We start from the raw sequence: 10,782 nt of genomic DNA on the forward strand, positions 1-10,782 counted from the left end.
ACCGTCACGCCCAGCGAGTCGGCCATCGCCTGCAGCTTGTCATTCAGATAGGTCGAGCTGTCGACGCCCAGATTGCCATACTGCCATTGGCCAGCGCTCAGGTTGTACCACGCGATGAGCTGGTCCTCGTCCGAGGCGACAGGCGTGCCGGTTGCGTCCCAGAAGAAGGCTTTCGGCAGCATGCTGTTGTCGATCAGCGAGTTGCCGAAATAGTTGGCCAGGACGCTATTCGACAGGTCGGTCGCGTCGAGCGTGTTGGCGTTGTTCGCGATGGTCATCTCGGCGGAGGTGCTGTCGAAGAAGCCGATGCCTGCCTCTTCCTGACCGCCATCGCCGAAGAGCCCGTCGGGCAGGTTGAACTTCGAGTTGTAATCAGGATCGAAGAGTGCCGCGTACTCGGGGGCGGCCGTATCGAAGGGGGTGAAGCTGTCACCCGAGCCGGTGCCGAGCTGTACCTTGAAGGCCAGAATACGGGCGCCGGTGAGGTTCGAGGTCTTGCCGTAGGTGTAGTACTCGGTGATGCCGCCGCTCGATTGCGTCGAGAGCATGATATCCATTGGCGTCGGGCCGGTCAGCTGCGTCTTCACCCGTTTGCCCGAGCCGGGAGGGGCCGTGCAGGTAAAATCCGGCGTATTCGCCATCAGGCAGTTGGTGATACCTTGCGGGTTGCTCGTGTTCGAAAAATCCGCGTTGACCTGCCCCGTCACGGCCTTGAGCCCGGGCGGTTCAACGCCTTCCGACGGATCGGAGAAGATAAGCCCATCGCCGGTCACGCTGATGACAGGTGCGTCATCAAATGTGCCCGACCAGGCCGGATTCCCGAGGCACAGCAGCAAAGCGGCCGGCGCTACGGTGCGTTTCAAATTGGTAAGCAGTGTATTCGACATTCTTTATCCCCATTCCCCAAGGCCATCGCCACGACAAAATCTGCGCGCGAACCAAACGACTCTTCACTCGATCGTACTGACGACATGTCCGTGCGTTTGCCTCGGCGCGTTTCTGAAGTTCCCTCGCACGGACTTCGGTAATCACGCTAATGTTGCCCTCGCACGTATTCGTTGATTTGCATCAATGAATTTGTAGTCCTGTTTGAGTGTTGCGGATAAGTCGCTCGCCCCGCGGGGGGGGGGTGGCATTATCGTGCCGCATATTGACGGAGAGAAGGGTGCAGAACCGAAGTCATGCACGCGCCCGGCCATATGCAGTGTCAGACGGCCGATGAAAACTTGGCACAGGTCGCCTGCGCCAAAGCCGTCCTATTTGGTGAAGGTGAAGAAGACACGACAGCCTTCCAAAGCCCGTTGCGGAGTCTGGTCACTTCATACCGATCCACCCTACGAGCAATATGCCGGTGAACAGGAGGCGCTAAAGTTCGTCAGTGCCGCCGAGAGCAATCTTTGGCACACTCGAAATGCCTGCCCTTGGCGGCGCCCGCTTCCCGATCTTCGAGACGGATCGTCACTTTACATCTCAAGAGCACCGGTGTCCTGAAGGGCAAAGACGAGACGGATGCTGAGATGGAAGCAGATCTTCATGAAGAGGACGGAGCTTCGGTGAGCGAAGTCTGACGTGTCCGTCCTGTCACGTTGAGTGCTATCGCAGCGCGTATTCCGCATTCCCTCAGGTGCCATATATCATTTGGGCGGATAGCCCGCTCACGCGCCTGTGCTATCCTATTCCATTAAGGCCTGGGGAGGCTGAAAGTCGGAGGGGATATGAATACGCTCAACAAGGAGGGTTTAAGCGGGGTGTCTCGAGCTGCGCCGCGGCGTAGGAGTGATGCGTGCATTTGTTTCGTGGGGCCGCGGGAGATTTTCAGCGATGTGATCGTTCGGACGCTCGAGAGCGAGGTGCCGGATATCCCGGTGGTCCGCGTAGACTACCTGGAGGAAATCCCTCAACGCCGCGATGAGAATGCCCGCTTTGCGAATGGCGACAGGATTTGCGCTTTGATCGTGGAGGAAGGCAACGCCGCGGGACTGAAAGCGTTCATCGCGGCGCGGGGAGAAGCACTTTCTCTTTCGCGCATGCGCTTCGCGATTGCCTACAGCGAGGACAGGCCTGACAGCGAAGCAATGGATTTCCTTCGATCGGGCGCTCTGCTCAATCAGGTGAGCTTCCTGCCGATGAACATCAATATCACGACTTGGATGCTGACATTGCGCATCATCCTGTCGGGGGGGCACGTTGTCCCGCCGGCGCTTCTTGAAACCGGATTGACTGTGTCGAAAGCGGCCTCGAGAAAGCTTGCCGAGCCGGGCCTCGACCTGGAGCCGACGCCGGACGTGATGGACACGCTGACGCGGCGCGAACGGGAGGTCTTACAACTTCTGGCATCCGGGCAGCAGAACAAGAACATCGCGGATCGCCTTCAGGTCTCAGAGCACACTGCGAAGATCCATACGCATCGGATTATCAACAAGCTCGGCGTGAGTAACCGGACAGGGGCGGCTGTCTGGTATCACCGTCACGAGGCAAGAGCCTCACATTTGTAGAAGACATGGAACGCCTCGCCGCGCGGAAACGGCGGGCGGGGTTAGGGTTTGGTTTTCGCAAATTGTCTGATCGGCTGCTTGCGCGCCAGGCCGCGCAGGCACAGCATCGACATTGCCATCGGCAGAGCCTATGCAAGTTCGTCCGCGCGGTTGAGATATTCGCAAAGAGAGAATGCATCGCCGGCCGCTCCGCTGAGCTTTGACAACAACGCGCATGTGCTCTCGATCAGCCCGCGCATGCCGTTGGAGGCGAAGGCGCTCATCGAAACGCTCAGGCCAAAGATACTCTGACCCAGCAATCGCCGGATTGTCGAGCCAATCCGCGCGCGAATTGCAGGCGCCCTCGGTGATTTCGAACCAAACCTGCTTTCGGGTCTTGCTCTGGATGATCGAAGCTCGCTCTTTCACCTGACCAGCGGCGAAGACATCGGCGACTTTCAATGTCACGAGATCACATCCCCGGAGCTTAATTTCGATGGCGAGATCGAAGAGCGCCAGGTTGCGCACCTTTTTGGCGATTTCCAGCCCCACGCGGATCGCCCAGACATGCTTTGGCAGAAGTGGTCGCTTCTGCCCGACGGTGCGCCCCTTGTTCCAAGCGGGACGGAGGGCACGAATGAAAGGTAGGTTTTCAGTTTGCACGGGTGTTCTCCCAGTCCACCACGCCCACCTGATCACAACCCGACGTTGGCGCCTAAGCTTAGCACATCAGGGTGCGATTGAAGCGAATGCCAGGATCAAGCCCAAATTGAACCGGATTGGTAGGGCTCGGACCTATCGCTCTCGATCGGTTTTCGCCTTGATCACGCTGCGCACCAACTTGCCAAAGGCGCGGTCCTTTTGGCGGCGCTCCGCAAGGGTGGCGGAGTTGAAGGTCTCCTCCGCCTGGAGCTTGCGCCAGCGCGCGAGCCGCGAGGCGTCAAGGCTGCCGTCCTCGATAGCGGATCGGACAGCGCAGCCGGGCTCGGTCTCGTGTCGGCAGTCGGTAAAGCGGCAACTTGCAGCCAGCGCCTCGATATCTTCGAACACGTCGGCGATGCCTGCGGCAGCGTCGGTCAGCTGCACTTCGCGCATGCCCGGCGTGTCGAGAACGAGGCAGCCGCTGGGCGTGCCGTGCAGCTCGCGCCGGGTCGTGGTGTGCCGGCCTTTGGCATCGTCCTCGCGGATGCCTTGTGTGGCGATGGCCTGCGTGCCGAGGAGCGCGTTCGTCAAGGTGGATTTGCCCACGCCGGATGAGCCGAGGAAAGCAACTGTGCGGGCGGGCTTGCACCAGTCGGCCAGCGCCTCGATGGGCGCGGCGCTGCGAGCGTCCAGCGCCACGACCGGCACCCGCTCCGACACCGCTCTCGCCGCTTCGACAAAGGACGCGGTGTCGTCGGTCAGATCCGCCTTGGTCAGGACGATCACGGGGTCGATCCCGGCTTCGAAGGTCAGCGCGACGTAGCGCTCCAGCCGCGCCACGTTGAAATCCGCGTTGCAGGAGGTGACGACGAAGACGGTGTCGATGTTCGCCGCGATCAGCTGCACCTCGCTGCCCGTGCCCGGCGCACGACGCTTGATCAGGCTCTTGCGCTCCAGCACGCGGCTCGACTTCGGGCGCGCGCGGTCGAGCAGCAACCAGTCGCCGACCGTGGCGTCCGGTCCCGGCGGGATTGTCTGGTCTATGCCGTCGCCCGCTACCTGCAACCCGCTGCGATGCACGGCGACCACACGCACCGGCGGTGTCGCGGTCAGCGTATCAACGTCGATCTGCCGTGCGAAGGCCGGGCCCCAGCCCAGCCGCTCAAGCGCAGAGGGCGCGCGCCGATTTGGCGTGCCTCCGGGCAGGAAGGCGGAGTAGTCTCGAACCATGTGCCTGCCTACCAGAGCGCCGGGTCGTCGAAGGCGGCGACACAGCGGGCGGTGCCGCGCAGGGGGGTCAGCGGCGCGTCGGTCAGGGACTGGGCGATCCAGCCCTGTGGATGCTGGAGTGGCTGCGGCGCCCGCAGGTCGGCCTCCGAGACGGGCTCGAAGCCCACGCGACCGTAGAAGGCCGGGTCGCCATAGGTCACGGCGATGTCCATGCCTTCCCGCCGGAGCACGTCGAGGCCGTGGGCGATCAGCCGCTGCCCGATGCCCTTGCCTTGATGCGCTGTCGCCACAGCCACGGGGGCCATCATGAAGACCGTGCGCGGATCACTCGCATAGGCGAGGCGCGTGAAGAAGATGCCGCCGAGGAGCGTGCCGTCCTCCCAAGCGGTGAAGACGCGCAGATCCTCGGCGGGCGTCTCCGTGATCAACCGGCGCACAAGGGCGCCGATCAGCGCGCCTTCCTCTGCGCCCTCGGAGGCGGTGAAGGTCGCTCTGAACAGCTCCGCAATCGCTTCGGCGTGGGGGGTGTAGTCCGTTGAATAGTCCATGTCTCGATCCTCTCGGGTGCCTGGTGGGGTCAGACCCGCTCCAGCACGAACATCTCGTATCCGAACTGCCCGCATCCGGCCTGATTCACGGCGATCTCGCGGTGCAGGTCGTCGAGAACGCGCGCTCCCGCGAGATCCGGTTCCAGGGCCTCGAGCCGCGCGGTGAGCGGGCGGTAGTAGGTGTCCATCGCCTCGCGCCCCATGTCGAAATGTCCGAGGACGCGGTAGCCCGCGCGCTTCGCCTGTGCGACGCGGCTCGCGGGCGTCGCCATCGCGGGGTATTCCGCGGCCCAGAAGGCGACGACCTCGTCTTCGGGTTTGTCAGTCCGCCAGACCATGTCGGAGACCACGAGGACGCCGCCGGGGCGCAGAAGCGCCCGCCAGTCCGCAAGCGCCTTTTCCACGCCGAGGATATAGGCGCTGCCCTCGGACCAGATCACATCCCAGGGACGCGTTGGGGTCGGGATTGCGGCCATGTCGACGGTCTGCACCTCGATCCGGTCATTGAGCCCGCGCGCCGCGATCCGCGCCCTGAGCTTATCGAGCGCGACCTCGGCGGTGTCGGTGGCCGTGATCCGCGCCGCAGTCGCGCCGGCCAGCGTCATCGTCGCCATGCCGGGGCCGCAGCCGATCTCGAGGATCGTTTCGGGAGCGAAGGGCAGCGCCGCCAGTGCCTTCAGCGTCGCCGCTTCGGTTCCTGGCCCCCACCGGTCGAGCTCGGAGAAGACCTCCATAAATCGTGCCATGTAATCGTCGTGTGCGTTCATATCCTTCGACAGCCACGCCACAAGCGCGGCCTCCCCGCTGGAAAAACCCTGTGTCATCAGCCAAGCGCGGTGCAGGTCGGGCGCGACCCGCTCGACTTTCTCGTGCCAATCCTTCAGGCTGCCGCGCCCAAGAAGTGCTGCGAGCAGGTCGCGCGACCGCGTCTTCTCCGCGATGTCGTGCTCCAGTGTCTCAAGCCGATGGTTCAGCATCTCTCGGTCGAGCTTTCCATCGAGGCAGGCCTGAGACTCTTTCAAGCTAAGGCCGCCTGCCTGGAGCTGCTGCATCAGACGCAGCCGCTGCCGGTCGGCGTCGGTGTAGACGCGATAGCCATTAGCCTGCCGCTGGCCGTGCAGCAGGCCGAGCTTCTCGTAATAAAGCAGCGTCGCGCGCGATACGCCCACGCTCTCCGCCAGTTCCGAAATCCGATACATCAGTCGCCCTATCCGCTCACACCGATTCTCATCACTAAAGGCGGTGCTAAGGTGTGAAGCTATAGACAGGTCAAGAGAAAGTCGCGTCGGTCTGCGCTATCACCTCATCGGAAACACCATGCTTTCCTTCACTGTGCCGTAGGCGAAACTCGTGTCGATCGACCCGATCCCTCCGACGCGGTGCAGCCGAGCTCGGATGAAACGCTCGTAGTCATCGAGCGAGTCGACGACGACACGCAGCTGGTAATCGGTCTGGCCGGTCATCACATGGCATTCCAGAACCTCGTCCATGCGACCGACCTCGCGTTCGAAGGTCTGGACGGTGGCTTCGTCGTGCCGCTCGAGGCGGATGCGGACGAACGCGGTGATCGGCAGCCCATAGGCGCGGGCGTCTACCCGCGCCGCGTAGCCGCGGATCACGCCTTCCTTTTCGAGGTTGCGCAATCGGCGCAGACAGGGTGAGGGCGAGAGATTGACCGCAGCGGCCAGATCCTGGTTCGACATGCGCCCGTCCTGTTGCAGGGCGCGGATGATCTGGCGATCTTTTTCGTCCATCTTTCGGCTTCCAATTAGCAGATTATGCCAATCTGATGCCAAATGGGGGTCAATAACGCAATCCACGAGATGCGAGACCGCGATATTCTGCTGCAAACAGGAGGTCGCACATGTCCCAATCTCAAGGTTTCGCCACCCGCGCCATTCACCTCGGCTACGATCCGCTGGAGCACGAGGGCGCCCTCACGCCGCCCCTGCATCTGACCTCGACCTTCGCCTTCGAGACCGCCGAGGCCGGGGGCGAGACCTTTGCCGGGGACCGCGCGGGCTATATCTATTCGCGCATCTCGAACCCCACGCTCGATTTGCTCGAGCGCCGGGTGGCGGATTTGGAGGGGGCCGAGGCGGGGCTTGCGCTCGCCTCCGGCATGGGCGCGATCACCTCCGTCCTCTGGACGCTTCTGTCGCCGGGCGATGAGGTGATCGTCGACAAGACGCTTTACGGCTGCACTTTCGCTTTCATGCATCACGGGCTGACCAAGTTCGGGATCACGGTCACCCATGTCGACCTGACCGATCCGGCGAACCTGAGTGCCGCCATGACCGAGCGCACCCGCGTGGTCTATTTCGAGACGCCGGCGAACCCGAACATGCGTCTGGTCGATATCGCGACGGTCGCCGCCATCGCCCATTCGGGAGGCGCGCAGGTCGTGGTCGACAACACCTATGCGACCCCCTATCTGACGCGGCCGATCGCGCTCGGAGCCGATCTGGTAGCGCATTCGGCCACCAAATATCTGGGCGGCCATGGCGATCTGGTCGCAGGCGTCGTGGTCGGACGGGCCGAGGCGATCACCGAGATCCGTCTGGTCGGCATGAAAGACATGACCGGGGCGGTGATGGCGCCCTTCAACGCGATGCTGATCCTGCGCGGCCTGAAAACCCTTGCCCTGCGGATGGAGCGTCACTGCACCAGCGCGCAGGTGGTGGCCGAGTGGCTGGAGAACCATCCCGAGGTGGCCGCGGTGCATTATCCGGGGCTCAAGAGCTTCGGCCAGCATGACCTCGCCAGCCGTCAGATGGCGCAGGCGGGGGCGATGATCGCCTTCGAACTGAAGGGCGGGCTGGAGGCCGGGCGGCGGATGATGAACGGGCTGCGCATGATCGCGCGGGCGGTGTCGCTGGGCGATGCGGAAACCCTGATCCAGCACCCCGCCTCGATGACCCATTCCACCTACACCCCCGAGGAACGGGCGGCGCATGGCATCAGCGACGGGCTGATCCGGCTCTCGGTCGGGCTGGAAGACGTGTCGGATATCCTCGATGATCTGGATGGCGCCCTTGCGCCTGCGCGCGTCATGCGCAGCGCTTGAGATTTGTGAGGTTAGGATGAGCTCCGACGCACAGCACCTGAAGATCCTCGAGCAGCGGCTCCTTTGGCTGTCGCACTGGATGATCCACCACGCCAACCATATCCGTCCCAAGGTGGATGGCATCAAGATCGGCGGACACCAGGCCTCTTCCGCGTCGATGGTGTCGATCATGACGGCGCTCTATTTCTCGGCGCTGCGGCCCGAGGATCGCGTGGCGGTCAAGCCGCACGCGTCGCCGGTCTTTCATGCGATCCAGTATCTCATGGGCCATCAGACCCGTGAGAAGATGGAGGCGTTCCGGGGCCTCGGCGGTGTGCAGAGCTACCCGAGCCGCACCAAGGATGTCGATGACGTGGATTTCTCCACCGGTTCGGTCGGGCTTGGCGTCGCGATCACCGCCTTTGCATCGCTGGTGCAGGATTATGTCGCGGCCAAGGACTGGGGCGCTGATCTGCCGCTCGGGCGCATGGTGGCGCTGGTCGGCGATGCCGAGCTGGACGAGGGCAATGTCTACGAAGCTCTGCAAGAGGGCTGGAAGAACGAACTGCGCAATTGCTGGTGGATCATCGACTACAACCGCCAGTCGCTCGACGGGATCGTGCGCGAGGGGCTGTTCGGACGAGTCGAGAAGATCTTCGAAGCCTTCGGCTGGGACGTGGTGCGGGTGAAATACGGTGCGTTGCAACGCGCGGCCTTCGAGGAACCCGGCGGCGCGGCCCTGCGCGACTGGATCGACGCCTGCCCGAACGCGGACTACTCGGCGCTGACCTATATGGGCGGCGCGGTCTGGCGCAAACGGCTGATGGATGATCTGGGCGATCAGGGCGATGTGACGGCATTGATCGAGCGGCGCTCGGATGCGGAACTGGCGGCCCTGATGGAAAACCTCGGCGGCAACTGCGTCGAGACCATGGCAGAGACGTTCGCGTCCATCGACCATGACCGGCCGACCTGTTTCCTGGCCTATACGATCAAGGGCTGGGGCACGCCCATCGCGGGACACAAGGACAACCACGGCGGGTTAATGACCAAGGCGCAAATGGCCGAATGGCAGCGCCATATGAACGTGCCCGAGGGGCAGGAATGGGAGCCCTTCGCGACGGTCGCCGATGTCGAGGGCTTGCGCGCCTTCCTCGATCGCGTCCCGTTCTTCGCCGAGGGCGCGCGTCGCTACAGCGATGCGACGCTGCCCGCGCCCGCGCTCTCGGTCGCGACCGATCGGGAGATCTCGACGCAGGCTGCTTTCGGCAAGATCCTCGACGATCTCGCCAAGGGCGACAGCGCACTGGCCGAACGGATCGTGACCACCTCGCCGGACGTCACCGGCACCACCTCGCTCGGGCCCTGGGTCAACCGGCGCAAGCTCTTCGCCCGCGCCGCGCGGGAGGATACTTTCATCGAGCATCGCATCCCCTCGACCGCGAAATGGGAATTTACCCCGCAGGGTCAGCACGTCGAGCTTGGCATCGCCGAGATGAACCTGTTTCTGCTGCTGGGGGCCGCGGGCCTGTCGCACAGCCTGTTCGGCAAGCGCATGATCCCGATTGGAACGGTCTACGACCCCTTCATCCATCGCGGCCTCGATGCGCTGAACTACGCCTGTTATCAGGACGCGCGGTTCCTAATCGTCGGCACCCCCTCGGGCGTGACTTTGGCACCCGAAGGCGGGGCACATCAGTCGATCGGCACGCCGCTCACCGGGATGGCGCAGGACGGGCTGGCGAGCTTCGAGCCCGCTTTCGCGGACGAGCTGGCGGTCATTATGGGATGGGCCTTCGACTATCTCCAGCGCGATGGCGAGGGAGACCCCGACGAGCGGACCTGGCTCCGCGACGAGACCGGTGGATCGGTCTATCTGCGTCTGACGACGAAACCGCTGGAGCAGCCCGGCAAGCGGCATGACGACGCCTTCCGGCAGGGTGCCATTGACGGGGCCTACTGGCTGCGTCCGCCGGGGCCAAATTGCGAGGTGGTCATCGCCTATCAGGGCGCCGTCGCCGATGAAGCCATCGCCGCGGCGGGCATCATCGCGGAAGCGTGCCGGGACGTCGGCGTGCTGGCCGTGACCTCGGCCGACCGGCTGAATGCGGGCTGGACGGCGGCGCAACGCGAACGGGCCCATGGCAACGGTGCGGCGCGCTCCCATGTCGAGCAGCTTCTGGCGCCCCTGCCACGGCATTGCGCCTTGGTAACGGTGATCGACGGCCACCCGGCGACGCTTGGATGGCTCGGCGCGGTTGCAGGTCACCGGACCATCTCGCATGGGGTCGAGCATTTCGGGCAAACCGGCACCGTCGGCGATCTTTACCGGCATTTCCGCATCGACCGCGAGGCACTGGCCGCCTCCGTCAGCGGCCTGACGAAGGGCGCGCGGTGCGCTTAAAGGCGCACATCAAGACAAGCGGGCCAGCGACGGTTCAAGCGCCCTGTTTCTGAAAAACACTCCCAACCGCGATCATCGCAACCGGGCGAACTACCAAACAAGCTTACCGGGAGCATCTAAGATTTTCCAAAGCCAAGGGCAGTTCTACGTTCTTCGTGCAAACCTTGATGATTCAGGCTCGGCTTGCCGCATGAAGGTCAGCTTCCTCAGGGCGCCATATCTGCCTTCGCGACTGCAGCGAAGGACCGCTTCCCGCCCGAACCACCTGACTCGTCAGTATCGGCCCAATTCTGACATTAGCCAGCCGGGTCATCGCGGCGGCGCAGCTTCCCCAAACCGGTCATCCGAGACATTGAGCTACTGATCTGATCCCCGGAAACTGGACCGTTTGAAGCTGGAGTTTTCCGCTACGCTTCCTTGGCTGGAAGAGGAGTGGAA

9 protein-coding genes are annotated in these 10,782 nt (G+C 63.4%); 3 read left to right on the top strand and 6 right to left on the bottom strand.

The window, feature by feature from the left end; genetic code table 11:
* The coding region (locus tag BMI87_RS21330; protein ID WP_146681726.1) for a choice-of-anchor F family protein at positions 1 to 887 on the bottom strand (887 nt) is incomplete at its 3' end.
* An 828-nt stretch (positions 888 to 1,715) separates the two neighbouring features.
* On the opposite strand from BMI87_RS21330, the gene BMI87_RS22710 reads away from it, so the two are divergent.
* The gene (locus tag BMI87_RS22710) at positions 1,716 to 2,495 is read left to right on the top strand and encodes a response regulator transcription factor (RefSeq protein WP_210402511.1); all 780 of its coding nucleotides are present in this window, start codon (positions 1,716 to 1,718) and stop codon (positions 2,493 to 2,495) included.
* Here BMI87_RS22710 and BMI87_RS22715 read toward each other — a convergent pair.
* The 5 genes from BMI87_RS22715 to BMI87_RS21360 form a co-directional block, all read right to left on the bottom strand.
* Positions 2,484 to 3,137 (bottom strand): integrase, encoded by a 654-nt coding sequence (locus BMI87_RS22715; protein ID WP_210402512.1) that lies wholly within the window; start codon positions 3,135 to 3,137, stop codon positions 2,484 to 2,486. The genes BMI87_RS22710 and BMI87_RS22715 overlap by 12 nt on opposite strands.
* A 132-nt stretch (positions 3,138 to 3,269) precedes the next feature.
* A complete protein-coding gene (gene rsgA, locus BMI87_RS21345; protein WP_078523477.1) occupies positions 3,270 to 4,346 on the bottom strand; it encodes a ribosome small subunit-dependent GTPase A in 1,077 nt (358 codons plus the stop codon).
* Positions 4,347 to 4,354: 8 nt separating this feature from the next.
* Positions 4,355 to 4,894, bottom strand: a complete 540-nt coding sequence (locus BMI87_RS21350; RefSeq protein WP_078523478.1) for a GNAT family N-acetyltransferase — start codon at positions 4,892 to 4,894, stop codon at positions 4,355 to 4,357.
* Positions 4,895 to 4,923: 29 nt separating this feature from the next.
* The gene (locus BMI87_RS21355; protein WP_210402513.1) at positions 4,924 to 6,093 is read right to left on the bottom strand and encodes a MerR family transcriptional regulator; all 1,170 of its coding nucleotides are present in this window, start codon (positions 6,091 to 6,093) and stop codon (positions 4,924 to 4,926) included.
* 99 nt (positions 6,094 to 6,192) lie between these two features.
* Positions 6,193 to 6,648 carry an Lrp/AsnC family transcriptional regulator gene (locus BMI87_RS21360; RefSeq protein WP_078523480.1) on the bottom strand — a complete coding sequence of 152 codons (456 nt, stop codon included), beginning with the start codon at positions 6,646 to 6,648 and terminating at the stop codon, positions 6,193 to 6,195.
* Between the two features lie 110 nt (positions 6,649 to 6,758).
* Between BMI87_RS21360 and BMI87_RS21365 the strand changes: the two genes are divergently transcribed.
* Both BMI87_RS21365 and BMI87_RS21370 read left to right on the top strand, forming a co-directional pair.
* Positions 6,759 to 7,961, top strand: a complete 1,203-nt coding sequence (locus tag BMI87_RS21365) for a methionine gamma-lyase (protein WP_078523481.1) — start codon at positions 6,759 to 6,761, stop codon at positions 7,959 to 7,961.
* A gap of 16 nt (positions 7,962 to 7,977) precedes the next feature.
* A complete protein-coding gene (locus tag BMI87_RS21370) occupies positions 7,978 to 10,344 on the top strand; it encodes a 1-deoxy-D-xylulose-5-phosphate synthase N-terminal domain-containing protein (protein ID WP_078523482.1) in 2,367 nt (788 codons plus the stop codon).
* The last annotated feature ends 438 nt before the right edge of the window (positions 10,345 to 10,782 follow it).

The sequence above is a fragment of the Thioclava sp. F28-4 genome (genome assembly GCF_002020045.1).
Classification (GTDB): Bacteria; Pseudomonadota; Alphaproteobacteria; order Rhodobacterales; family Rhodobacteraceae; genus Thioclava; species Thioclava sediminum.